The organism is Variovorax boronicumulans (genome assembly GCF_019352895.1).
In the GTDB taxonomy this organism is placed as follows: domain Bacteria; phylum Pseudomonadota; class Gammaproteobacteria; order Burkholderiales; family Burkholderiaceae_C; genus Variovorax; species Variovorax boronicumulans_A.
The window spans coordinates 725,405-745,835 of record NZ_JAAAFX010000009.1; the positions used below are offsets into that span (position 1 = coordinate 725,405).

Consider the following 20,431-nt stretch of genomic DNA (forward strand, 5'->3'; position numbering starts at 1 on the left):
TCATGCGACGGCGTGCGGGTTGTAGTGGTACATGCTGAAGCGGCAGCGCGCCACGACCTCGGCGTGCTGGTCGACGATCTCGTATTCCCAGGTGGTGAAGGCGCCGCGGCCGACCTGGGTGGCCTTGGGCTGGCAGCGCACCAGGCGGTTGCCGCGCCGCATGAGCCGGTCGCCCACCTGCACCGGCCGCAGGTAGTCGACCTCGTAGTCGGTCGCCATGTAGGCGCTGGTCGGCGGCATGCCGGGCGGCCGCACGCCCTTGAGCGGGCTGCGCTCGGGCTCGGCGTCGCGCGCGTCGCTGGTGAAAATCGGCGGCTGGCCGGGCGACCACATGGGCGGCAGCGTCCAGCTCATGAGGCTGGTCGACGGCACGGTGGGCGCCGCATGGCCGTGTTCGCGTGCCACAGCCGCATCGGTGTGCAGCGGGCAGTCGAACTCCAGCACCTCGAGGTAGCGGCGCACCGCGCTCGGGTCGATGGCGTCGGCGCCGTGGAAGGTCTCGGCGCTGCCGAAGTCCTCGCCCACGCGGGCGACCAGGGGCTGCCAGGCGGCTTGCCAGTCGGTGTCGGGTGCGGTCATGGCTAGATTCCGATGAACTCGGCGACTTCGGACAAGGGCGCGCGCTCGGTCATGAAGCCCTCGAGCGCATGGTCCGGGTCCGCGTAGCCGATCGACATGCCGGTGAACAGCATGCGCTCGGCCGGCAGCGAGAGAAAGCTGCCGATGGTCTTCGGGTAGATCGCCCAGCACTCCTGCGCGCAGCTGTCCAGGCCCTCGCCGCGCAGCAGCAGCATCACGTTCTGCAGCAGCATGCCCAGGTCCGACCATTGGGGCGGCCCCATGCGGCGGTCGACGCTGCAGAACAGCGCGAGCGGCGCGCCGAAGAACTGGTAGTTGCGAGCAAACCATTGCAGCCGCGCGGACTTGTTCTCGCGCGGGATGTCGAGCCGTGCGTACATCTGCTCGCCCACCGCATAGCGCCGGTCGCGGTAGGGCGACACCAGCTCGCGCGGGTAGATGTCGTACTCGCTGCCTTCGCCGGTGGGGGCCTGCTGCACGCGCTCGCGCATCAGCGTCTTGAGTTCGGCCAGCCGCTCGCCGCCCACGACGTGCAGGTGCCAGGGCTGCAGGTTGCCGCCCGAAGGGGCGCGCAGCGCCTGTTCGAGCACGCGCCGGATGGCGTCGGCCGGCACCGGCCGGTCGAGGAAGTGGCGCACCGAGCGGCGGCTGGCGATCGCGTCCTGGATGTTCATGGGATGTCCGATGGTGGAAGAGGGGAGCTCAGTGTGCGTCGCGCTTCGGCATCACGACGCCCAGCTCGGCCGCGACCTCGGCGCTGTGCTGGCCCGAGGCGGCCGCATGGCCCAGCTCGGCGTAGTCGAAGGCCGAGAACTGCACCGGCGGGCGCACCTCGAGGTATTCGCCCTCGGTGGGATGGGTGCGCTGGCGGAACAGGCCGGTGGCCTGCAGGTGCGGATCGGTGGGCAGGTCGTCGATGTCGTTGACGCGCATGGCCGGGATGTTGGCCAGGCGCAGGATCTCCAGCCACTCGTCGGTGCCGCGCTCGGGCAGGATCGCGGCCGCGGCCTCGTACATGCGGCTGGTGTTCTTGCGGCGCAGCGCCTTGTCGGCGAACTGCGGCTGCTGCAGCACCTCGGGGTGGCCGGTGGCCTCGAAGAAGCGCACCCAGCGTTCGTCGAGGTAGGGCGCGAGCGCGAGGTAGCCGTCGCGGGTCTTCATCGGCTGGCGCGTGGGGTCGACCTGGCGCGGGTAGCACGAGGGGCCGGTGGGCGGCACGAAGGTCATGTCGCACAGGTGCTCGACCAGGTTGAAGCTGGTGACCGACTCGAACATCGGCACCTCGACCTTCTGGCCCTCGCCGGTGCGCAGCCGGTGGATCACCGCGGCCAGCACCGCATAGGCCGCGTGCAGGCCCGAGACCTTGTCGGCCATGGTCATCGGCACGTAGCGCGGCTGCGGGTTGCCGTCGACGCGCGGCGGCAGCGAGGCCACGCCCGAGGCGGCCTGGATGATGTCGTCGTAGGCCTGCAGCTTGGCGTAGGGGCCGCGCTGGTCGAAGCCGGTGCAGTGCACGTAGATCACGTCGGGCCGGATCGCACGCACCTCCTCGTACGACAGGCCGGCGCGCGCGATGGCGTCGCTGCGCACGTTGTGGATGAAGATGTCGCTGGTCTCGATCAGCCGGTGCATGGCGGCGCGGCCGGCCTCGCTCTTCAGATCCCAGTCGACCGAGCGCTTGCCGCGGTTGAGCCGCAGGTGCACCGGGCTCATGAGCGGCGTGTGCGGCGGCGTGCCGATGATGCGGATGCTGTCGCCCTCGGGCGGCTCGACCTTGATCACCTCGGCACCGAGGTCGGCCAGGATCTGCGTGCAGTAGGGGCCGAAGATCACCGTCGTGAGGTCGGTGACGCGCAGGCCTTCGAGCATGCGGGGCGATGTCATGTTGTCTCCTTCATTGCTGCTGAATCTTGGAGTTGCGCGGCGTGCTGCCGCAGGCGCTCGGGGCCGCCCAGGACCTGGCGGTTGAAGCCGATGCGCTTGAACCAGAAGTGCAGGCCCAGCAGGTCGGTGATGCCCATGCCGCCATGCACCTCGGTGGCGGTGCGCGCGACGAAGGTGCCGGCCTCCGACAGGTGGGCCTTGGCATGCGCCGACAGCAGCTCGGCCTCGTCGGGCAGCGCGTCGAAGGCATGGGCCGCGTACCAGACCAGCGCGCGGCCGGGTTCCAGGCCGGCGGCCATCTCGGCGCACAGGTGCTTCACCGCCTGGAAGGAGCCGATCACGCGGCCGAACTGGCGGCGCTCCTTCGCATAGGCGACGGCCTGGTCGATCATGGCCCAGCCCGCCCCCAGCGTGTCGGCCGCGAGCAGGGCCCAGGCGGCGCTGCGCAGCCGCGCCAGCGTGGCGGGCGTGGCGCCGGGCAGGGGCTGCGCGGGCACGTTCTCGAACACCAACTCGCCCAGCGGGCGGGTCGCGTCGATGCTGCGCAGGGCTGCGCGTTGCAAACCAGCTGCATCGGCGGCGACCAGGTGCAGGCCGCCGCTGCGGTCGGCCACGACGAACACATCGGCCTGCGCCGCGTCGAGCACGAACAGCGCGCTGCCGTTCAGCCGGCCAGCGTCGGCCTGCAAGCCCGCGCCGTCGCGCGCACCGGCCACGCGCTCGGCGATGGCCACGCCGGCGATGCAGTCGCCGCGGGCCAGGCGCGGCAGCCATTCGGCCTGTTGCGCCGCGCTGCCGGCCTCGCGCAGGGCCAGCGGCGCAAGCACCGCGCTGCCGAGGAAGGGCACGGGCGCCACATGGCGACCCAGTTCTTCGGCGACCAATGCGGCATCGAGCAGCGACAGGCCCAGGCCGCCGTGCGCCTCGGGCACCAGCAACGCGGGCACGCCGATCTCGCAGAGGGTCTGCCAGACCGCGCGGTCGAAGGGCTGGTCGGTGGCGGCCACGGCGCGCACGCGCTCGAGCGGGCAGGCGCGTTCGAGGCTGCGGCGCACGCTGTCCTGCAGGGCGCGCTGGTCGGGGGAAAGTGCGAATTCCATGAAGGGGTCTCCGTGCGCGTCAGGCGGCCAGGCGTGGCTCGCGCGGCATGTCGAGGCCGCGTTCCGCGATGATGTTTTTCTGGATCTGCGCGGTGCCACCGCCGATGATCAGTCCGAGGTCGAACATGTAGCGCTCCTGCCAGATCGCCTGCGCGCGCAGGTGCGGGCTGCCGTGCATCAACAGGCCGAGCTCGCCCAGCGCGTCGATGGCCAGCCCGGCCAGCTGGTGGCGCAACTCGCAGCCCTGCAGCTTGACCACCAGCGCGGCCAGGCCCAGGTCCTCGCCCGCGGCGGCCGCGGTGAGCAGGCGCAGGCCGTGGCACTTCTGCGCCAGCACCTGGCCCTGCAGCCGCATCAGGCGGTCGCGCAGCACCGGCAGGTCGATCAGCCGCGTGCCGTCGACGGTCTCGGCCTGCATCAGCTCGACCAGCTCCTGGTAGCGCTGGGTCGTGACCGCGGCATTGCCCAGCGAGCCGCGCTCGTGCTTGAGCGTGGCGTTGGCCACCTTCCAGCCTTCGCCACGCTGGCCGACGATCTGCTGCTGAGGCACGCGCACGTCGGTGAAGAAGACCTCGTTGAACTCGGCGTGGCCGGTCATGGTCTGGAGCGGGCGCACCTCGATGCCGGGCGTCTTCATCGAGAAGAGCAGGTAGCTGATGCCCGCGTGCTTGGCGGCGCCGGGCTCGGTGCGGACCAGGCAGAAGATCATGTCGGCCACGTGTGCGGTCGAGGTCCAGATCTTCTGGCCGTTGACCAGGAAGTCCTCGCCGTCCTCGGTGCCGCGGGTCTGCAGCGCCGCCAGGTCGGAGCCGGCGCCGGGCTCGGAGTAGCCCTGGCACCAGAGCACCTCGCCGCGCAAGGTGGGCGCGATCCATTCGCGCCGCTGCGCCTCGGTGCCCAGCTCGAGCAGCGTGGGCACCAGCATCGAGATGCCCTGGTTGCCCAGGGGCGGCGCGGCGCCGGCGCGGGTGAACTCCTCGGTGATCAGGTAGGCCTCCATCACATCGGGCGCAGCGCCGTAGCCACCGTACTCGCGCGGCACCGTGCGGCCCGCGTAGCCGTGCTCGAGCAGCAGGCGCTGCCAGGCCAGCGCGGCGGCGGGCGGGCGTTGCGCGGTCGGGGCGGTGGCCGAGCGATGGCCGTGGGTCTGGAGGAAGGCGCGGATCTCCTGGCGGAAGGCTTCGTAGCGCGGGGTCGAACTGAGGTTCATCGGCTGTGGCTGCCGGCAGGCGCGGGCCTGCGGCTTGTCTCCGGTCTGGCTGTTGTGCGGCCCATGCTAGGACCAAGGCCCGGGCCTCTCAATCGTCTCTTCCGACGATGCCGCCGGCCGGAGCGGCTGCCTACGATCCGTCCCGACGCCGACCGTGGCGCAACAGAAAAACCCAGGAGACCGTCATGCCCGTATTCCCCTCCCGCCCGTCGAAGGGCTTCCTGCGCACCGGTGCCGCGCTGCTGCTCGGCGTGGCCGCGGTGTTCGCCGCGCAAGCGCAGAAGCGCTACGACACCGGCGCCACCGACACCACGATCAAGATCGGCCATATCGTCCCGTACTCGGGCCCGGTCTCGGCCTACGGCACGATCGGCAAGACGGCCAGCGCCTGGTTTGCCAAGATCAATGCCGAAGGCGGCATCAACGGCCGCAAGGTGGAGTTCATCTCGCTCGACGACGCCTACACGCCCTCGAAGACCGTCGAGCAGGCGCGCAAGCTGGTCGAGCAGGACGAGGTGCTGGTGCTCTTCGGCCCGCTGGGCACGGCGCACAACATGGCGATCCGCCGCTACATGAATGCCAAGAAGGTGCCGCAGCTCTTCGTGGCCACCGGCGCCACGCGCTTCGGCGATCCCAAGGACTTCCCTTGGACCATGGGCTGGCAGCCGACCTACCAGACCGAAGGCCTGATCTACGCCGAGCACATCCTCAAGACCAAGCCCGACGCCAAGATCGCGATCCTGATGCAGAACGACGACTTCGGGAAGGACTTCCTCAAGGGCTTCATGGACGGGCTGGGCGACAAGGCCAAGCGCATGGTGGTGGCGCAGTCGACCTACGAGGTGACCGACCCGACCATCGACAGCCAGATGGTCAACCTCAAGGCCTCGGGCGCCGACACCTTCTTCAGCATCACCACGCCCAAGTTCGCGGCGCAGGCGATCCGCAAGGCGGCCGACATCGGCTGGAAGCCCACGCAGTACCTGTCGAGCGTGTCGGTGTCGGTCTCGGCCGTGATCAAGCCGGCCGGCTACGAGAACGCCCAGGGCGTGATCTCGGCCACCTACCTGCGCGACCCGGCCGACGATCGCTGGAAGAACACCAAGGAGTTCGACGACTACAAGGCCTTCATGGCCAAGTACTACCCGGGCGGCGACATGACGGATTCGCTCAACGTGCTGGGCTACTCCTCGGCGCAGACGCTCGAGTACGTGCTGCGCAAGGCGGGTGACAACCTCACGCGCGAGAACATCATGAAGATCTCGGCCAACCTGCAGCTCACGCTGCCCATGCTCTACCCGGGCATCGACATCAAGACCGCCGCCGACGACTTCTACCCGATCGAGCGCATGCAGCTGCTGCGCTTCACCGGCACGCACTACGAGCCCTTCGGCCCGGTGATGGGCCGTTGAGCCCGGAGCACGACATGACGCAACAGAACCACACCCTCCCTCGGCGCACCGCGCTGCTGCTGACCGGCGCGGCCCTCCTGCTGGGCAGCACCATGGCGCTCGCCCAGAAGAAGTACGACACCGGCGCCTCCGACACCGAGATCAAGCTCGGCATGGCCATGCCCTACAGCGGCCCGGTCTCGTCGTACGGCATCGTCGGCAAGGTCAACGAGGCCTACTTCAAGATGATCAACGAGAAGGGCGGCATCAACGGCCGCAAGGTCACGCTGATCAGCTACGACGACCAGTACACCCCGCCGCGCACCACCGAGGTGGTGCGCAAGCTGGTCGAGCAGGACGAGGTGCTGGCCGTCTACGGCAACCTCGGCTCGGCGTCCAACGCGGCCATCATGCGGTACATGAATGCGAAGAAGGTGCCGCACCTGCTGCTGGGCGTAGGCGCGGACCGCTTCAATGACCCGAAGAACAATCCCTGGACCACGCCCTACATGCCCAGCTACGAGGGCGAGGGCAGCCTCTACGCGAAGAACATCCTGAAGACGATGCCCGGCGCGAAGATCGCCGTGCTCTACCAGAACGACGATTTCGGCAAGGACCTGCTCAAGGGCCTCAAGAAGGGGCTGGGCGACAAGGCCGCGTCGATGATCGTGGGCGAGGCCTCGTTCGAGATCGCCGACCCGACGGTCGACTCGCAGATCATCAAGCTGCAGGCCTCGGGCGCCGACGTGTTCGTCAACTTCGCCACCGCGCGCTTCGCCGCGCAGGCCATCCGCAAGGTCTACGACATCGGCTGGCGCCCCAAGCAGCAGTACCTGACCTATGTGTCGGCCTACGTGAAGATGACGCTGGAGCCGGCCGGCCTGGACAAGTCCAACGGCATCATGGCCATGGCCTTCTTCAAGGACGCGACCCAGCCGCGCTGGGCCGACGACCCGGCGACCAAGGAATTCCTGGCCTTCATGAAGAAGTACGCCCCCGACCAGGACGTGACCAACGCCGCCGGCGTGTACGGCTACGGCGTGGCGCAGGCGATGGAGCAGGTGCTGCGGGCGTCGGGCGACAACCTGACGCGCGAGAACGTGCTGAAGCAGGCCACCAGCCTCAAGGCGGTGAGCACGGGCATGCTGCTGCCCGGCGTGGCGCTCAACACCTCGAGCACCGACTACTGGCCCTTCAGCACGCTGCAGCTGGTGCGTTTCAACGGCAAGGAATTCGAGCCCATGGGCCAGTCCATTGCCGTCAAATGAGCGCCATTTCCAAAGAACCACCGGAGACACAAGAATGCTCGGACTGATGCAGGACCGCCCGCTGATGATCTCGTCGCTGATCGATCACGCGGCCACCTTCCACCCGGAGACCGAGATCGTCGCGCGCACCGTCGAAGGCCCGGTGCACCGCACCAACTACCGCGAGGTGCAGCGCCGCGCCAAGCGCGTGGCCAACGCAATGCAGGCGCTGGGCATCACGCCCGGCCAGCGCGTGGGCACGCTGGCCTGGAACACGCACCGCCACCTCGAGCTGTACTACGGCGTCTCGGGCACGGGCGCGGTGCTGCACACGGTGAACCCGCGGCTGTTCCCGGAGCAGATCGACTACATCGTCAACCATGCCGAAGACCAGGTGCTGTTCTTCGACATCTCCTTCGCCGCGCTGGTGGCGCAGCTCGCACCTGCGCTCAAGACCGTGCACACCTTCGTGGCCATGACCGACCGCGCCCACATGCCCGCGATCGATGTGCCGAAGCTGCTGTGCTACGAGGAGCTGATCGCCGCGCAGAGCGAGGACTACACCTGGCCCGAGTTCGACGAGCGCACCGCCTCGTCGCTGTGCTACACCTCGGGCACCACCGGCAACCCCAAGGGCGTGCTGTACTCGCACCGCTCGACCGTGCTGCATTCGCTGATGGAATGCGCGCCCGACACCTTCAACGTCAACTCGGGCATGACGCTGCTGCTGGCCGTGCCCATGTTCCACGCCAACGCCTGGGGCATGCCGTACTCGGCCGCGATGGCGGGCGCCAAGCTGGTCATGCCCGGGCCCAAGCTCGACGGCCAGAGCCTCTACGAACTGATGCGCGACGAGAAGGTGACCTTCTCGCAGGCCGTGCCCACGGTCTGGCTGATGCAGTTCCAGTACTTCGATGCGCACCCCGAGATCGACACGCTGGCCCTGGGCCTGAAGCGCATCGGCGTGGGCGGCGCGGCCACGCCGCGCAGCATGATCGAGCGCTTCGAGCGCGACTTCGGCGCCGACTTCGTGCAGGGCTGGGGCATGACCGAGACCAGCCCCATCGGCGTGATCGGCAACCTGCTGCCCAAGCACCGCGGCCTGTCGAAGGAGGCGCAGACGACGGTCAAGATGAAGCAGGGCCGCGGCGTCTGGGGCGTGGAGCTCAAGATCGTCGACGAGGCCGGTCAGCGGCTGCCGCACGACGGCCAGGCCTTCGGCCACCTGCATGTGCGCGGCCCGTGGATCGCGAGCGGCTATTTCAAGAGCGAGGGCGGCCCGGTGCTCGACGCCGAGGGCTATTTTCCGACCGGCGACGTGGCGACCGTCGACACCGACGGCTACGTGCAGCTGGTGGACCGCGCCAAGGACGTGATCAAGTCCGGCGGCGAGTGGATCTCGTCGATCGACCTCGAGAACGCGGCCAACGCGCATCCGGCGGTGGCCGAGGCTGCGGTGATCGGCATCCCGCACCCCAAGTGGCAGGAGCGGCCGCTGCTGGTCATCGTCAGGCGCGCAGGCGCCGAGGTCACGGGCGCCGAGCTGCAGGCCTTTCTTGCGCAGAAGGTCGCGAAGTGGTGGCTGCCCGACCACGTCACCTTCGTCGATGCGCTGCCGCACACCGCGACCGGCAAGCTGCTCAAGACCAAGCTGCGCGAGCAGTTCAAGGACCGGGTGTTCGACGCCGCGTGAGGAGGGCGCCTCCGGCCCGGCGGGGTCGGCGCGCGCGCCTGTGTCTCTATAGAATCGTTCATCGTCCAGGCCTTGCGCTGGATGCGGGCGTGCAAACGATCTCTCCGCTTCCGGGGTTGCCGATGTATGGTGGCACCACGGACTTTTTCGGAGAACCACGATGATGAACTCTTTCAGTCGACGCGCCTTTCTCGCGGGATCTGCCGCGTTGGCGCTCGGCGTGTCGGGGCCATCGATCGCCGGCAATCCGATCCTGCTGGTGCGCGGCGCCATCGAGGGGGCCGATGCCGGCGGCAACCGACGTTTCGACCTCGAAGCGCTGCAGGCCATGCCGCAGACCTCTTTCAAGACGGCCACACCCTGGAACAAGACACCCGTCACCTACAGCGGCGTGGCGGTGGGCACCTTCCTGGCGGCGCTCAAGGCCAAGGGCACCCGGCTGCGGCTGATCGCGCTCAACGACTACGCGGTGGTCGCCGATGTCGAGGACCTGGCCGACAACGGCGCGATCCTGGCCATTGCCAAGGACGGCGCCCCCTTGCCGATCTCGGACAAGGGACCGATCTTCGTGGTCTTTCCCTTCGACCGCGATTCCAAGCTGCGCTCGGACAGCTTCTATCTCTATGCGGTCTGGCAGCTGTGCCAGATCGATGTTCTCTAGGGCCGCGCGGATGCTGTTGCCGCGTGCCTCGACGCCTGCTCCGCGGTCTTCGGGTCGGGTGATCGGCGCGCGGCCTGTCCTTGCGGAGGCGGCGCGCGCGCGACGCGTTCCGCGCCCGGTCTAGGCAGGGGTCCGTCTTGACAGCCCCGCGCCGCTTCCGAACCGTGTTGATGGTGGTGGTGGCGCTGGTGGTGACCGGCATCGCGGTGACGGTCACGCTGGCCAACTACCTGATGTGGACCTCGCAGTCCACGCGCTTCAACATCACGATCGAGAGCGGCCAGCTGTCGGCCGAGCTGTTCCGCTTCGAGGTGTCGGTGGCCGACCGCTTCCTCGCGGATTCGCAGACCACGCAGGCCGAGGTGGAGCTGCGCTACCAGATCCTGCTCAACCGTCTCGAGATCATCCGCAACAGCGAAACCTTCGCGGCGCTGACCCAGACGCCCGACGGGGCCCGCGAGTACGCCGCCGCCGTGGCGACGATCCGCGGCGTGGAGCCGCGGCTCGCGGACCTGGGCGATGCGGCGACCGCGCGCGCGGTGCTGGGCGAGCTGCTGCCGCTGAACGGCCGCATCCTGCGCCTGGCCTCCAGCGCACAGACCGTGCTGACCGACAACATCTCGCGCAAGCAGGAGAACCTGGGCCGCGTCATCGTCGGCGTGTCGGCCATCGTCGTGGTGCTGGTGCTGATCGGCCTGGCGCTGATCGGTTTCGTGCTGCGGCTCAACCGCCGTTCGGACCGCGATGCGCGGCACGATGCGCTGACCGGGGTGCTCAATCGGCATGGCTTCAACGTGGCGCTGGCGAGCCAGCCGCCGGGTGGGGCCTGCGCGATCGTGCTGCTCGATGTCGACCATTTCAAGGACATCAACGACCGCTTCGGGCATGACGCCGGCGACGTCTTCCTGATCCAGTTCGCGGCGCGCCTGGCGGGCGTGGTCGAAGGGGCGCAGCTCGTGGCACGGCTGGGCGGCGACGAGTTCGCGATCGTGTTCATGGGCAGCCATGCGGGCCGGCAGGCCGAGGCCTGCTGCGAGCGGATCGCACAGGCGCTGGCCGCACCTTTCGATGTGGGCGACGCGCACCTCATGGCCACGGCCAGCATGGGCATCGCCTTCAAGCAGGAGGGGCAGCTCGACGATGCCGGGGCGCTGATGAAGAGCGCCGACATCGCGCTCTATGCGGCCAAGGGCGCGGGGAGGGCGCGTCATCTGGTCTTCGATCCGGCGATGCGCGAGCGGGCCCTGCGCGAGCAGAAGCTGCGGCAGGGGCTGGCCGAGGCCGAGAAGCGCGCCGAATTCCATCTGCGCTTCCAGCCCATCGTCGACATCGACAGCGGCCGCACCGTCGGCTTCGAGGCGCTGCTGCGCTGGACGCATGCCGAGCTGGGCCATGTGTCGCCGGGCGATTTCATCCCGATCGCGGAGCGCAGCGGGCAGATCGTGTCCATCGGCCGCTGGGTCATCGAGGAGGCCTTCCGCGACGCCGCCACCTGGCCCGACGACGTCTTCATCTCGATCAACCTCTCGGCCCGGCAGTTCGCCGACACCACCCTCGGCACCTTCGTGGAACGCGCGCTGACGCGCTTCGCCATCCGGCCCGAGCGGGTGATCTTCGAGATCACCGAGAGCGTGCTGCTGCACAACGACGCGGCCGGCATCATCGCCCGCTTCCGGCGGCTGGGCGTGCAGGTCGCGCTCGACGATTTCGGGACCGGCTTTGCATCGCTGAGCTACCTGCGCCGCTTCGAGCTCGACAAGATCAAGATCGACCAGTCGTTCATGCAGACCGGCCACAGCGATCCGCGCAACGCGGTGGTGGTGCGCTCGATCTGCAGGCTGGCCGAGGAGCTCGAGCTGGAGATCATCGCGGAGGGCGTCGAGACGGCCGAGCATCTGGCCTTCGTGCGCTCCATCGGCTGCCGGCTGGTGCAGGGCTTCTACTTCAGCCGCCCGCTGCTGGCGCAGGACTGCGCCAGCCGGTGGCAGGCCGCGCCGGTCGCCTGAGCGCCTGCCGGCGGGCATATCGCAAAAGCTTGATCCAGCGCAATACAAGGCCTGAAAAGCCGCTCGGCCCTTGCTCGCGCGCCCGCTTTTGCGCGGACACTCGGCGACCTAGTTACGAGGAGATGCCATGCAGTTCGTGGTCAGCAAGGTCGAGGGGGATCAGTGGTTCTGGGAACTTCGCTCGCGGCTGGACGACGAGCTCTTCGCGCGCAGCGCGCAAGGGTTCGGCGACCATGCGGCCGCGGTGGCATCGGTGCTTGCCGTGCAGGCGGCGGCGGGCGTGGCGCCGGCCTATGACGAGGCCGGGCGCCTGATGCCTGCAGCCACCTGAGTTCGCACCGGCTCAGGCGGCCTGCGGCACGCCGGCGCCGCGCGGTTCCTGCGGGCTGTCGTGCGGCATGAGGTAGGGCCTGGCATGCGCGCGGTACAGCGCGGCCTGCTCGGCATCGAGGGCGCCCTCGCCGAGTTCGATCGCCTTCAGGGCAATGCCGAACACGGGGCTGCGCAGGCCGATCTCGCCACGGTCGACGGCTTCGTCCAGGCGCTCCAGCAGCTGGCTCTGCGCCAACGGGGTCATCGTCGGGTGCGGATGAAGGGCGGGTCCACCAGCCATTTGAAGCTCCTCAAGAGGGAAGGCCCCGCTCGGCGTTGCGGGAGGGCCTTCGTGATGGGTATTTGAATTTCAAATAATCGTAATACGAGAAATTGTAATTTCATCCTCCCGACCACGCCATTGAAAGAAGCCCGGTCTGCATCGGCCGGTGCCGATGCGGGACGTGCCCGCCCGAGGTCGCGCCGCCGTTTTGAGGCGCGCCGCTCGCGCCGATCGCCGCCCGATGCGTCCCTGGCCTTCCGAGGGAAGCCCGGCGGCGGCGGAAGATGGTTTTTCCCGATGGAAAGAGAACTAAGGTTTGTTAAAAAGCCGGAGATTTTTCACCAAACGGAGCGCAAGCTGCGCGCGAAAGCATGCAGTCCAGGTGAAAACGCGGCCTAATCGAGCCATCGACAGAATGTGACATTGATTTACAAACGTGTACCAAGCACCTCACTGAATCAAGCCGTCCTTTCCCCACCTGCCTACCGCGTTCCTGCTGGAAAAAGACATGACGACTGACCTGCGCCGCATTGCATTGACCGTCGACGAGCCGTGGCCCGGCATGTACTTCTGGGTGCTTCAGGAGGAAAACGACGACGCCGGCATCTACGAGCCCATCGACTCCGCGGACGCCCCCGCCACCAGCTACCACTCTGCCCTGGCCGCGGGCTACATCGCGCTGCAGGCGGTGTGCGGCCAGACCGGGCCGCGTCGCGGCGGCGCCGTCGCGCCCTTGTTCATCAGTCCGTCGATCGACCTGCAGCACACCACGCTGCAGTAGTCCCGCGGCATTCCGCACCGATTCACCGGCACACCGTCACGTGTCGGACCCCATCGAAAAGGCCGACCAACTCCTGAGAGTGGGTCGGCCTTTGTTCATGGGGCCTGGCGGGCAGGGCGTTCAGGCATTCGGCGGCGTGGGGGAGTGACCGTCGGGCGACTGCCGAACCGACACCGAGAGTTCACCGGCCGCGGACACTTCGCCGGTCGAGGTCTGTGCGAAGGCCCGGTTCTGGTACATCGTCTGGCGCCGCGCGCGCGTGTTGCGTACCGCGATGCTCTGGCGCCGGACCAGTTCACGCACGCCGTCTTCCGCCGCGATCAGTGCATTGCGTGCCTTGAGCATCAGGCCCACGCGGTCCGGTTCCGGCCACATCCATGTCGGCAGCAGCGCCCAGGACGCCTTCAGCGGGTCGCGCAGATCGTCATAGGCGCGCTGGTCGGCCTTGTACGCCGCTTCCAACTTCGCCACGGCCTCCGCAAATTCCAATTCCCACTGACTCATAAGATCTCCGGTTGACACACCAGTATGGATGCGCCGAACTGTTACCCAATGTTAACTTCTTCACGGGTACGCGCTTTGTTCACCGGAGGATTGCAGGCTTTTTTCGATGCGCCACGCGATGCGACGCGAGTAGGCGCAAAGGTTGAATGCTTTGGTATTCGTTGCTTCCGGCGGGGACGACAAGGAGGCCGTCAACCGGTGGAATTTGCCTCGGCGGCCGAGGATTCGTGGCGCTGCCGAGGCGCAGCGCACGTGGGCGCGGCGCGATACTCACCGCGTGTCACTTGCCTTGCTCCACCAACTCGCCCAGGCCGAACTGCCTGTCACGGTCTTCTCCGGAAAGGAGGTCGACAGCTTGCGTGTCCTCCTGCTCGCCGGCCACATCCAGGCCCATATTCCCTTGCCGGTACGGACCCTCTCGGGTCATGACCAGCCGCCGGCCACGGTGAAAGCCGTCACCTCGCTGGGACGGCAGATGGTGCACCGTTTCCCGCTGAGGCGCGCCGGCTGATCTCGCACGTCACGGCGTTGGCGGTGGGAGCGCGCGGTGCCGGCGCCGCGGCGGGTTCAGGGAGACGGCGTCGACGCACCTTCCTGCAGTGCGGCGATCGACTGCCTGACGCGTCGAGCCAAGGCGTCCGTCAGGGGGCCGTTCGGTCGCGCGAAAGCGATCACCGCGCCCAACCCCAGCACGGCCAATGCAAACCAGAGGGCCAGAAACTCTGCGTGCGTAAGCGATTGCATGGTGTATTCCTCCAACGACGCCCTGCATGGGGCCGGGAGCGCAGTCTGCGCTGGCTTTTTCCTCGCTTCAATACGCCGTTTGGCCTAACAAAAGAGACATTTGGTGACCATCGATCGCCGCGCATCCGGACTTGCGTCACGAATCGGCCCAAAGTTCAGGCGTCCTTGTCGTCGATGGCCGCGCTCCAGCGCGAGCCCCAGCTGCGCGAGGCGTCGTCGAGATGGCGCCGATCCTTTTTGGTCGGGCGGCCCTGCTCGATGCTCAGCGCCGGTTCGCTGCCCATGCGGCGCTGCTCGCGTGCGGCGGCCTGCGCCGCCAGGCTCTCGGGCGTTTCTTCGTAGAGCTGCTGCGCCACAGGCGCCGGTCCGCGCTGGCCGCTGATGCCGAGCACCCGCACAGTGCGCAGGGCGGGCCCCTGGCGGAAGGCCACGGTGTCGCCGGCCTTGACCTCACGCGAGGCCTTGGCCACGTCGCCATTGACCTGCACCCGGTTCTTGCCGATCTCGTCGGCCGCCAGCGAGCGGGTCTTGTAGAAGCGCGCGGCCCACAGCCATTTGTCGATGCGCAGACGGTCCATTCCTGTCCTTATCCTTTGTCCAGCGGCAGATGCACGATGGCATCCAGGCCGACGACGCGGCCGTCGGTGACCCGATTGTCCAGTGTGATCCGGCCGCCCAGCGCGTGCACGATTTCCCGGCAGATCGTCAGCCCCAATCCCGAACCGCTGGCCATGTCGCCGGCCGCGAAGGGCGCGAACAGGCGCTGGCGCAGTTCCGACGAGATGCCGGGCCCGGCATCGCGCACCCGCAGCACGGCATGCTCGCCGTCGGCGTGCACCCGCACCGAGAGTTCGCCGCCGGCCGGGCTGTGCTTGATGGCGTTGTGCAGCAGGTTGCGCGCGAGCTCCTGCAGCATCCATCGGTGCGCGTGCACCGGCACGGCCATGGCGTCGAGGTCGAAATCGAGCGCGCGGTCGGCGATCAGCGGCGAGATGTCGAGCGCCACCTGGCGCACCATGTCGCCGAAATCCAGCGTGCTCGACTCGGGCTGCTGGCGCAGCTGCTCCACCTTGGCCAGCGACAGCATCTGGTTGGCCAGCAGGGTGGCGCGGGTCACCGTGTCGGCGATCTCCCCCAGGGCCTGGTCGGCCGGCACGTCGCCGCGGCGCGCCGACTGCACCTGGGCCGTGAGCACCGCCAGCGGCGTGCGCAGCTGGTGGGCGCTGTCGCGCACGAAGCGCTTCTGGTGGTCGAGCAGCGCCTGCAGCCGGCCCATCACGCGGGTGGTGGCCTCGACCAGCGGGCGCAGCTCGCGCGGTGCGCCGGCCGCATCGATGGGCGAGAGGTCGTCGGCCGGCCGGGCCTCGATGGCCTCGCCCAGCGTGCGCACGGCGCGCGTGGCGCGCTGCACCACCAGCGCGGTCACCGCGGCGATCACGCCCATCAGCACGGCCTGGCGCCAGAGCGTGTCCAGCAGCAGCTTGCGCGCCAGCGTCTCGCGCAGCTCCAGGGTCTCGGCCACCTGCACCACCGCCATGCCGCGGCCGACCGAACTGGCCACCGGCTGCAGCAGCACCGCCACGCGCACCGGATGCGCGCGGAACTCGGCGTCGTAGAAATCGACCAGCGAGGCATAGGGTGGCCGGATCGGCAGCTCGCCGCGCCAGAAGGGCAGTTCCTCGAAGCCCGAGATGAGTTCGCCGCGCATGCTCGAGACGCGGTAGTACATGCGGCTCTGGTTGTCGACCTCGAAGGCCTCGAGCGCGGAGTAGGGCACCATCGCGCGCAGCACCGAAGCCTCGTCGTAGCCCACCACGTCGAGCTGCTCGCCGATGGTCTTGGCCGAGGCCAGCAGCGTGCGGTCGTAGGCCAGCGTGGCGGCGGCCAGGCTCTGGCGGTAGAGGCTCACGCTGTTGATGGCGATCACGACCGCCACCGGCACCAGGATGCCGAGCAGCAGGCGGGCGCGCAGCGAGGACGCGCGGTCGGCCATCAGGACGTCTCTTCGCGCAGCAGGTAGCCCAGCCCGCGCAGCGTCATGAGCGCGGCGCCGGTGCCGGCGAGCTTCTTGCGCAGGCGGTAGACCACCACCTCCACCGCCTCGTACTGCACGTCGGCCTCGCCCGGGAACACCAGTTCGAACAGCCTTTCCTTGGCCACCGCATGGCCCGGATTCGTCATCAGCGCCTTGAGCAGCGCGAGCTCGCGCGGCGTGAGTTCCAGCACTTCGGCGCGGTGGTAGATGGCGCCGCTGTCGGCCTCGTAGCGCAGGCCGCCCACCGGACGCGGGCCGTCGGGCGCCGCGCCCGCCTCGGCGCCCTGATGGCGCCGGCGCAGGGCGCGCAACCGCGCTTCCAGTTCGTCGAGGTCGAAGGGCTTGGGCAGGTAGTCGTCGGCCCCGGCATTGAGGCCGAGGATGCGGTCGCCCACGGTGCCGCGCGCGGTCAGCAGCAGCACGGGCGTGCGCAGGCCGGCGGCGCGTGCCCGCGCCAGCACCTGCAGGCCGTCGAGGTTGGGCAGGTTCAGGTCGAGCGCCACCACGTCGGGTTCCAGCGCCTGCCACTGCGCCACCGCGAGTGCGCCATCGCCGCACACGCGCACGTCGATGCGGCGGCGCCCCAGCGTGCGCTGGAGCGTGGTTTGCATCGTGGGGTCGTCTTCGACGAGCAGCAGCTTCATGGAGGAGGGGGGAGAGCGGTGTTTACCCCAGTGTGCCGGACAGCCAACTGACAGCGGGGCGGCGCATCATAGCGGCGTTCAGGTTCTACTCAGCTTCCATGGCATAAGGAGACATACGATGCGTCGCGATACCTTTTTGAAGTCACTGGCCGCACTGGCCGCGGCGGGCGCCTTGCCCCTGTCGGCCCATGCCGCACCCAACGTCAAGATGATGATCCCGGCCAACCCCGGCGGCGGCTGGGACACCACCGGGCGTGCACTGGGCAAGGCCCTGACCGATGCCAAGGCCGCCGACACCGTGACCTACGACAACAAGGGCGGCGCCGCCGGTGCACTGGGCCTGGCGCAGTTCGTCAACGGCTCCAAGGGCGACGCCCACGCGCTGATGGTCATGGGCTCGGTCATGCTGGGCGGCATCATCACCGGCAAGCCGCCGGTCAAGCTCGAGCAGGCCACGCCGCTCGCGCGCATCACCACCGAATACAACGTGTTCGTGCTGCCGGCCAATTCGCCGCTCAAGACCATGAAGGACGTGGTCGACCAGCTCAAGAAGGACCCGGGCAGCGTCAAGTGGGGCGGCGGTTCGCGCGGTTCCACCGAGCACATCGCCGCGGCCATGATCGCGCAGAAGGTCGGCGCCGACCCGTCGAAGATCAACTACGTGGCCTTCCGCGGCGGCGGCGAGGCCACGGCCGCCATCCTGGGCGGCAACGTCACGGTCGGCGGCAGCGGCTACAGCGAGTTCGCCGAATACATCGCGGCCGGCAAGATGAGGCCCATCGCCGTCACCTCGGCAAAGCGCCTGCCGGGCATCGACGTGCCCACGCTCAAGGAACTGGGCATCGACGTGGAGATCGGCAACTGGCGCGGCGTCTACGGCGCACCGGGCCTGACGGCCGACCAGCGCAAGGCGGCGATCGACATGCTGCAGGCGGCACTCAAGAGCACGGCCTGGGCCGAGGCGCTGAAGAAGAACGACTGGACCTCGTCGGTGCTGACCGGCGACGCGTTCTCCAAGTTCGTCGACGACGACTTCGCGAGCCTGCGGGCGATCATGGCCAAGTCCGGGATGATTTGACTCGCCCCCGAGGGGGCGCGCACTTCGTGTCGCTTCCCTTCCCCCATCCGGGGGCGACACCAGCGGCCCGGCAGAGCCGGTTCCGCGGTGTCCCTGGTGTTCTTCGGGCTCGCGCACTTCGTGCGCATTGCCTTGGCTTCTAGCGGGAGCCTTTCTATTTTTTCCACGACTGTGGGAGTAAAAAATGACAACTCCAGAATCCTCGGTCGCGTCGCATCCTGCGGCGCTGTGGCCGCAGACGCTGGTCGGCGCGGGTGTGCTGCTGACCGGCATGGCGCTGGCCTTCGGGGCCATCGACATTTCTTCCGAGGCCGGCTACGGCGGCGTCGGGCCCAACTTCCTGCCCTGGCTGGTCTCGATCGTGCTGATGCTGTGCGGCGGCTGGATCCTCTGGGAAGCGCGCACCGGCGGCTTCCGCGAGCTCGACGCGCCCACGGGCGCCGACCGTGGCAACTGGCCGGGCTTCGTCTGGGTGTCGGCGGGCCTGCTGCTCAATGCCGCGCTGATCACCTCGCTGGGCTTCATCCTGAGCTGCACGCTGTGCTACGTGATGGCCGTTCAGGGCCTGCGCCGCGCGAGCGGACAGCCGGGCGTGAATGCGCCGCGCACCTGGGCGATCGATGCCGTCACCGGCGTGCTGATCGCCACGCCCGTGTTCTGGACCTTCACGAAATTCCTGGCGATCAACCTGCCAGGCCTGACTTCCACCGGGTGGCTCTGACATGGACATCTTCAACGCCCTCATGGCGGGTTTCGCCACGGCGATCACCCCCGTCAATCTGCTCTGGTGCCTGGTCGGCTGTGCCCTTGGCACGGCCGTCGGCGTGCTGCCCGGCATCGGTCCGGCGGTCGCGGTGGCGATGCTGCTGCCGATCACCGGCAAGGTCGACATCACGGCCTCGATGATCTTCTTCTCGGGCATCTACTACGGCGCCATGTACGGCGGCTCGACCACCTCGATCCTGCTCAACACGCCCGGCGAAACCGCCAGCATGGTGACCGCCATGGAGGGCAACAAGATGGCCAAGAGCGGGAGGGCGGGCGCCGCGCTCGCCACCGCGGCCATCGGCTCCTTCGTGGCCGGCACCATCGCCACCGTGATCGTCACGCTGTTCGCGCCCTTCGTGGCGGAGTTCGCTGTCAAGCTGGGTCCGCCCGAGTATTTCCTGCTGATGCTGCTGGCCTTCACCACGGTGAGTGCGGTGCTGGGCAAGAGCACGCTGCGCGGCATGACGGCGCTGTTCATCGGCCTGGCCGCGGGCTGCGTCGGCCTCGACCAGATCTCGGGCCAGGGCCGCTACACCGGCGGCATCCCCGAGATGCTCGACGGCATCGAGATCGTGCTGGTCGCGGTCGGGCTGTTCGCGGTGGCCGAAGTGCTCTATGCGGTGTTGTTCGAAGGCAAGGTGGTCGAGGCGCAGAACAAGTTCAGCCGCGTGCACATGAGCAAGCGCGACTGGAAGCGTTCGATCCCGGCCTGGCTGCGCGGCACCGCCATCGGCACGCCCTTCGGCTGCATCCCGGCCGGCGGGACCGAGATCCCGACCTTCCTGAGCTATGCGATGGAAAAGAAGCTGGTCAAGAACCCCGAGGACAAGGCCGAGTTCGGCACCAGCGGTGCGATCGAGGGCGTGGCCGGCCCCGAGGCCGCCAACAACGCGACCGTGACCGCGGCGCTGATCCCGTTGCTTACCCTGGGCATCCCGACCAGCAACACCACGGCGATCCTGCTCGGCGCGTTCCAGAACTACGGCATCCAGCCCGGCCCGCAGCTGTTCACCACCTCGGCCGCCTTGGTGTGGGCGCTGATCGCCTCGCTCTACATCGGCAACGTGATGCTGCTGGTGCTGAACCTGCCGATGGTGGGCCTGTGGGTCAAGCTGCTGAAGATCCCCAAGCCCCAGCTCTATGCCGGCATCCTGATCTTCGCCACCGTCGGTGCCTACGGCATGCGCCAGAGCGCCTTCGACCTGTTCCTGCTGTACGCCATCGGCGTGATCGGCGTGATCATGCGGCGCTTCGATTTCCCGACCGCGCCGGTGGTGGTCGGCATGATCCTGGGTCCGCTGGCCGAGGCGCAGCTGCGCAACGCGATGTCGATCGGCGAGGGCAGCGCGCTGGTGTTCTTCCAGCGCCCGATGTCGATCACGCTGGTGGTGGTGATCGTGGCGGTGCTGACGCTGCCGCGCATCGCGAAGGCGATGGCAATGCGCAAGGAACGCGCGCAGTTCGCCTGAGGCGCGGCGCCGCCGGCCCTCTGCACAGGATCGGCCGTTCAT

At 68.5% G+C, this 20,431-nt stretch carries 22 protein-coding genes; 11 read left to right on the forward strand and 11 right to left on the reverse strand.

The features are described from left to right. The 5 genes from K0H49_RS22450 to K0H49_RS22470 are packed head-to-tail and all read right to left on the reverse strand — an operon-like array spanning position 1 to position 4,773. A complete protein-coding gene (locus K0H49_RS22450; protein ID WP_219217233.1) occupies positions 1–579 on the reverse strand; it encodes an FAS1-like dehydratase domain-containing protein in 579 nt (192 codons plus the stop codon). Positions 580–581: 2 nt separating this feature from the next. Then, the gene (locus K0H49_RS22455) at positions 582–1,253 is read right to left on the reverse strand and encodes a nitroreductase (protein ID WP_219217235.1); all 672 of its coding nucleotides are present in this window, start codon (positions 1,251–1,253) and stop codon (positions 582–584) included. A gap of 28 nt (positions 1,254–1,281) precedes the next feature. Then, positions 1,282–2,463, reverse strand: a complete 1,182-nt coding sequence (locus K0H49_RS22460) for a CaiB/BaiF CoA transferase family protein (RefSeq protein ID WP_219217236.1) — start codon at positions 2,461–2,463, stop codon at positions 1,282–1,284. Next, positions 2,460–3,563 (reverse strand): acyl-CoA dehydrogenase family protein, encoded by a 1,104-nt coding sequence (locus K0H49_RS22465; RefSeq protein WP_219217239.1) that lies wholly within the window; start codon positions 3,561–3,563, stop codon positions 2,460–2,462. The genes K0H49_RS22460 and K0H49_RS22465 overlap by 4 nt, the downstream gene beginning before the upstream one ends. Positions 3,564–3,582: 19 nt before the next feature. After that, on the reverse strand, positions 3,583–4,773 hold the full coding sequence (locus K0H49_RS22470; RefSeq protein WP_219217248.1) for an acyl-CoA dehydrogenase family protein: 1,191 nt from the start codon (positions 4,771–4,773) through the stop codon (positions 3,583–3,585). A gap of 185 nt (positions 4,774–4,958) precedes the next feature. On the opposite strand from K0H49_RS22470, the gene K0H49_RS22475 reads away from it, so the two are divergent. The 6 genes from K0H49_RS22475 (at position 4,959) to K0H49_RS22500 (ending at position 12,102) form a co-directional block, all read left to right on the forward strand. Further along, positions 4,959–6,185 carry an ABC transporter substrate-binding protein gene (locus tag K0H49_RS22475; protein WP_219217250.1) on the forward strand — a complete coding sequence of 409 codons (1,227 nt, stop codon included), beginning with the start codon at positions 4,959–4,961 and terminating at the stop codon, positions 6,183–6,185. 14 nt (positions 6,186–6,199) lie between these two features. Next, on the forward strand, positions 6,200–7,432 hold the full coding sequence (locus K0H49_RS22480; RefSeq protein ID WP_219217253.1) for an ABC transporter substrate-binding protein: 1,233 nt from the start codon (positions 6,200–6,202) through the stop codon (positions 7,430–7,432). Between the two features lie 34 nt (positions 7,433–7,466). Continuing rightward, complete coding sequence (locus K0H49_RS22485) at positions 7,467–9,104, forward strand: 3-(methylthio)propionyl-CoA ligase (protein WP_219217255.1); 1,638 nt, start codon at positions 7,467–7,469, stop codon at positions 9,102–9,104. Positions 9,105–9,264: 160 nt separating this feature from the next. Beyond that, complete coding sequence (locus K0H49_RS22490) at positions 9,265–9,765, forward strand: hypothetical protein (protein ID WP_219217257.1); 501 nt, start codon at positions 9,265–9,267, stop codon at positions 9,763–9,765. 137 nt (positions 9,766–9,902) lie between these two features. Then, a complete protein-coding gene (locus tag K0H49_RS22495) occupies positions 9,903–11,771 on the forward strand; it encodes a putative bifunctional diguanylate cyclase/phosphodiesterase (protein ID WP_219217259.1) in 1,869 nt (622 codons plus the stop codon). A gap of 127 nt (positions 11,772–11,898) precedes the next feature. Beyond that, positions 11,899–12,102: a hypothetical protein gene (locus K0H49_RS22500; protein ID WP_219217261.1), complete on the forward strand. Its 204-nt coding sequence runs from the start codon at positions 11,899–11,901 to the stop codon at positions 12,100–12,102. Between the two features lie 12 nt (positions 12,103–12,114). On the opposite strand, the gene K0H49_RS22505 is transcribed toward K0H49_RS22500, so the two are convergent. Beyond that, complete coding sequence (locus K0H49_RS22505; protein WP_219217263.1) at positions 12,115–12,348, reverse strand: hypothetical protein; 234 nt, start codon at positions 12,346–12,348, stop codon at positions 12,115–12,117. A 526-nt stretch (positions 12,349–12,874) separates the two neighbouring features. Here K0H49_RS22505 and K0H49_RS22510 point away from each other — a divergent pair. Further along, positions 12,875–13,147, forward strand: coding sequence for a hypothetical protein (locus tag K0H49_RS22510; protein WP_219217265.1), 273 nt, complete (start codon positions 12,875–12,877; stop codon positions 13,145–13,147). A 120-nt stretch (positions 13,148–13,267) separates the two neighbouring features. Here the strand turns inward: K0H49_RS22510 and K0H49_RS22515 are convergent, their stop codons facing one another. Further along, a complete protein-coding gene (locus tag K0H49_RS22515; protein WP_219217268.1) occupies positions 13,268–13,651 on the reverse strand; it encodes a hypothetical protein in 384 nt (127 codons plus the stop codon). A gap of 142 nt (positions 13,652–13,793) precedes the next feature. Between K0H49_RS22515 and K0H49_RS22520 the strand changes: the two genes are divergently transcribed. Continuing rightward, a complete protein-coding gene (locus tag K0H49_RS22520) occupies positions 13,794–14,162 on the forward strand; it encodes a hypothetical protein (RefSeq protein ID WP_219217270.1) in 369 nt (122 codons plus the stop codon). Positions 14,163–14,218: 56 nt separating this feature from the next. On the opposite strand, the gene K0H49_RS22525 is transcribed toward K0H49_RS22520, so the two are convergent. From K0H49_RS22525 to K0H49_RS22540, 4 genes are all read right to left on the reverse strand, one after another. Then, a complete protein-coding gene (locus K0H49_RS22525) occupies positions 14,219–14,395 on the reverse strand; it encodes a hypothetical protein (protein ID WP_219217272.1) in 177 nt (58 codons plus the stop codon). A 155-nt stretch (positions 14,396–14,550) separates the two neighbouring features. Then, positions 14,551–14,973, reverse strand: a complete 423-nt coding sequence (locus K0H49_RS22530) for an RNA-binding S4 domain-containing protein (protein ID WP_219217274.1) — start codon at positions 14,971–14,973, stop codon at positions 14,551–14,553. Positions 14,974–14,981: 8 nt separating this feature from the next. Further along, positions 14,982–16,388: a sensor histidine kinase gene (locus tag K0H49_RS22535; RefSeq protein WP_219217276.1), complete on the reverse strand. Its 1,407-nt coding sequence runs from the start codon at positions 16,386–16,388 to the stop codon at positions 14,982–14,984. Next, entirely contained in the window at positions 16,388–17,074 is a 687-nt protein-coding gene (locus K0H49_RS22540; RefSeq protein WP_219217286.1) for a response regulator, read from the reverse strand. Before K0H49_RS22540 ends, K0H49_RS22535 begins: the two co-directional genes overlap by 1 nt. A 118-nt stretch (positions 17,075–17,192) precedes the next feature. On the opposite strand from K0H49_RS22540, the gene K0H49_RS22545 reads away from it, so the two are divergent. From K0H49_RS22545 to K0H49_RS22555, 3 genes are all read left to right on the forward strand, one after another. Next, on the forward strand, positions 17,193–18,152 hold the full coding sequence (locus tag K0H49_RS22545; RefSeq protein ID WP_219217289.1) for a tripartite tricarboxylate transporter substrate binding protein: 960 nt from the start codon (positions 17,193–17,195) through the stop codon (positions 18,150–18,152). A 184-nt stretch (positions 18,153–18,336) separates the two neighbouring features. After that, on the forward strand, positions 18,337–18,873 hold the full coding sequence (locus K0H49_RS22550) for a tripartite tricarboxylate transporter TctB family protein (protein WP_219217291.1): 537 nt from the start codon (positions 18,337–18,339) through the stop codon (positions 18,871–18,873). Position 18,874: 1 nt separating this feature from the next. After that, on the forward strand, positions 18,875–20,389 hold the full coding sequence (locus K0H49_RS22555) for a tripartite tricarboxylate transporter permease (protein WP_219217292.1): 1,515 nt from the start codon (positions 18,875–18,877) through the stop codon (positions 20,387–20,389). Positions 20,390–20,431 lie beyond the last annotated feature (42 nt).

What these genes read in the sequence shown, in the direction of transcription:
- K0H49_RS22450 (WP_219217233.1), bottom strand. Translation starts at nt 579, where the DNA reads ATGACCGCACCCGACACCGACTGGCAAGCCGCCTGGCAGCCCCTGGTC.
- K0H49_RS22455 (WP_219217235.1), bottom strand. Translation starts at nt 1,253, where the DNA reads ATGAACATCCAGGACGCGATCGCCAGCCGCCGCTCGGTGCGCCACTTC.
- K0H49_RS22460 (WP_219217236.1), bottom strand. Translation starts at nt 2,463, where the DNA reads ATGACATCGCCCCGCATGCTCGAAGGCCTGCGCGTCACCGACCTCACG.
- K0H49_RS22465 (WP_219217239.1), bottom strand. Translation starts at nt 3,563, where the DNA reads ATGGAATTCGCACTTTCCCCCGACCAGCGCGCCCTGCAGGACAGCGTG.
- K0H49_RS22470 (WP_219217248.1), bottom strand. Translation starts at nt 4,773, where the DNA reads ATGAACCTCAGTTCGACCCCGCGCTACGAAGCCTTCCGCCAGGAGATC.
- K0H49_RS22475 (WP_219217250.1), top strand. Translation starts at nt 4,959, where the DNA reads ATGCCCGTATTCCCCTCCCGCCCGTCGAAGGGCTTCCTGCGCACCGGT.
- K0H49_RS22480 (WP_219217253.1), top strand. Translation starts at nt 6,200, where the DNA reads ATGACGCAACAGAACCACACCCTCCCTCGGCGCACCGCGCTGCTGCTG.
- K0H49_RS22485 (WP_219217255.1), top strand. Translation starts at nt 7,467, where the DNA reads ATGCTCGGACTGATGCAGGACCGCCCGCTGATGATCTCGTCGCTGATC.
- K0H49_RS22490 (WP_219217257.1), top strand. Translation starts at nt 9,265, where the DNA reads ATGATGAACTCTTTCAGTCGACGCGCCTTTCTCGCGGGATCTGCCGCG.
- K0H49_RS22500 (WP_219217261.1), top strand. Translation starts at nt 11,899, where the DNA reads ATGCAGTTCGTGGTCAGCAAGGTCGAGGGGGATCAGTGGTTCTGGGAA.
- K0H49_RS22505 (WP_219217263.1), bottom strand. Translation starts at nt 12,348, where the DNA reads ATGACCCCGTTGGCGCAGAGCCAGCTGCTGGAGCGCCTGGACGAAGCC.
- K0H49_RS22510 (WP_219217265.1), top strand. Translation starts at nt 12,875, where the DNA reads ATGACGACTGACCTGCGCCGCATTGCATTGACCGTCGACGAGCCGTGG.
- K0H49_RS22515 (WP_219217268.1), bottom strand. Translation starts at nt 13,651, where the DNA reads ATGAGTCAGTGGGAATTGGAATTTGCGGAGGCCGTGGCGAAGTTGGAA.
- K0H49_RS22525 (WP_219217272.1), bottom strand. Translation starts at nt 14,395, where the DNA reads ATGCAATCGCTTACGCACGCAGAGTTTCTGGCCCTCTGGTTTGCATTG.
- K0H49_RS22530 (WP_219217274.1), bottom strand. Translation starts at nt 14,973, where the DNA reads ATGGACCGTCTGCGCATCGACAAATGGCTGTGGGCCGCGCGCTTCTAC.
- K0H49_RS22535 (WP_219217276.1), bottom strand. Translation starts at nt 16,388, where the DNA reads ATGGCCGACCGCGCGTCCTCGCTGCGCGCCCGCCTGCTGCTCGGCATC.
- K0H49_RS22540 (WP_219217286.1), bottom strand. Translation starts at nt 17,074, where the DNA reads ATGAAGCTGCTGCTCGTCGAAGACGACCCCACGATGCAAACCACGCTC.
- K0H49_RS22545 (WP_219217289.1), top strand. Translation starts at nt 17,193, where the DNA reads ATGCGTCGCGATACCTTTTTGAAGTCACTGGCCGCACTGGCCGCGGCG.
- K0H49_RS22550 (WP_219217291.1), top strand. Translation starts at nt 18,337, where the DNA reads ATGACAACTCCAGAATCCTCGGTCGCGTCGCATCCTGCGGCGCTGTGG.
- K0H49_RS22555 (WP_219217292.1), top strand. Translation starts at nt 18,875, where the DNA reads ATGGACATCTTCAACGCCCTCATGGCGGGTTTCGCCACGGCGATCACC.